Origin of the sequence: Lentzea sp. NPDC006480 (assembly GCF_040611995.1) — a bacterium.
In the GTDB taxonomy this organism is placed as follows: domain Bacteria; phylum Actinomycetota; class Actinomycetes; order Mycobacteriales; family Pseudonocardiaceae; genus Lentzea.
This window is the reverse complement of the sequence record NZ_JBEXPJ010000348.1, coordinates 1-1,737: the sequence shown is the minus strand read 5'-3', so window position 1 is coordinate 1,737 and position 1,737 is coordinate 1. Positions and strand designations below refer to the sequence as shown.

2 protein-coding genes are annotated in these 1,737 nt (G+C 69.6%); both read left to right on the top strand.

The features are described 5' to 3' along the window. The first annotated feature begins 69 nt into the window (after positions 1-69). Positions 70-225 (top strand): ricin-type beta-trefoil lectin domain protein, encoded by a 156-nt coding sequence (locus tag ABZX92_RS45850; protein ID WP_355572454.1) that lies wholly within the window; start codon positions 70-72, stop codon positions 223-225. After that, positions 225-1,481: a ricin-type beta-trefoil lectin domain protein gene (locus ABZX92_RS45845; RefSeq protein WP_355572452.1), complete on the top strand. Its 1,257-nt coding sequence runs from the start codon at positions 225-227 to the stop codon at positions 1,479-1,481. The genes ABZX92_RS45850 and ABZX92_RS45845 overlap by 1 nt, the downstream gene beginning before the upstream one ends. Positions 1,482-1,737: the final 256 nt, after the last annotated feature.

Here is a 1,737-nt window from a genome sequence, read left to right as displayed (position 1 = left end):
CGTCGGGACGGGTGACCACGGCGACGACGTCGTGGCGGGGAGAGTCGATGAAGGCGCGCAGCGAGGGAAGTGCGACCTCTGGCGAGCTGGAACCTCACCGGCACCGGCACCATCACCAGCGTCCAAACAGGACTCTGCCTGACCGCGGGCGGCACGGGCAACAACTCGGCCGTGACCGTGGCGACCTGCCAGGGCGGCACCGACCAGCGCTGGGCCAAGGCCTGATGCGGGCCTCTCGGGGAAGGCGGTGGCTGATCGCGCTGGCCACCGCCGCGCTGGCTCTCTCCGGCGTCGGCGTCGCCGACGCGAGCAGCACGACCGCCGGCTGTGGCAAGGCTCCCACCCTGCGGAACGGCAAGCTGACGATCCAGAGCGGCGGGAAGAGCCGGTCGTTCATCCTGAGCATTCCCGACAACTACGACAACACCCGGCAATACCGGCTGGTCTTCGGCTTCCACTGGTACGGAGGCACGGCCGAGCAGGTGGCGGGCGGCGGCAGCGACGGCGCCGTCTACGCCCACTACGGACTGAAGCAGCTGTCGAACAACTCGACGATCTTCGTCGCCCCGCAGGGCCTCGACAACGGCTGGGCGAACCCCGGCGGCGAGGACGTCAGGTTCGTCGACGACATGATCAGCCGGATCAGCGGCGACCTCTGCGTGGACACCACCCAGGTCTTCGCGCTGGGCTTCAGCTACGGCGCCGGGATGAGCGTCGCCCTCGCCTGCGCCCGCCCGGCCGTGTTCCGCGCGATCGTCTCCATCGCCGGTGGGGAGATCAGCGGATGTGCGGGCGGCACCGCTCCCGTCGCGTTCATGGGCATCCACGGCATCAGCGACAACATCGGCGGCGGCCGGGCCCTGAAGGACAAGTGGGTCCGCAACAACGGCTGCACACCGCAGAACGCGCCCGAGCCGGCCCGGGGCAGCAACACGCACATCACCACGTACTACTCGGGGTGCACGACGGGCTATCCGGTGGTCTGGGCCCCGTTCGACGGCGGCCATCAACAGGGACCGGTGGACGGTTGCGCGGGCTGCGAGAGCGGCGCCCGCAGCTGGGTCAAGGGCGAGGTGTGGAAGTTCTTCACCGGCGAAACGCCCACACCGCCGACCACGTTCCGGTTGCGCGGTGAGGCATCAGGTCGTTGCCTCGACGTCAACGGCGCCGGCACCGCCAACGGCACCCAGATGATCACCTGGGACTGCCACAACAACGCCAACCAGCAGTTCAGCCTCAACGGTCAGGCCCTCCAGGTGACCGGCAAGTGCGTCGAGGTGCCCGCCAACGCCGGTTCCGGCGTCCAAGCCCGGATCTGGGACTGCAACGGCGCCGCCAACCAGAAGTGGAACATCGCGGGCAGCACGATCACCAACGTCCAAACAGGACTCTGTCTCAACTCCACCAGCACCAACAACGGCGCCGCCGTCACCGTGGCGACCTGCAACAACAGCACCGGCCAGCGCTGGGCCAAGGCCTGACCGCGGTCAGCCGGCTGTGCAACACCCCGGAACCCGACCGGTTCCGGGGTGTTCGCGCGCCGGGACAGCGGTGGCGGCAGCAGCACGACCTGCTCCGGTTTCCCGCCGTCGAACTCGGCGACCAGCTGGAGGCCGGTAGCCCAGCGCTCGCATGCTCGCCCGGACCCTGTCCGGGATGAAGGGAACCTTCATCGAGGTCCAGGAACGCGCGGCGCCGCCGCCGTGGATGCGGGCCACGACGGCGGCGGTTCGGCTC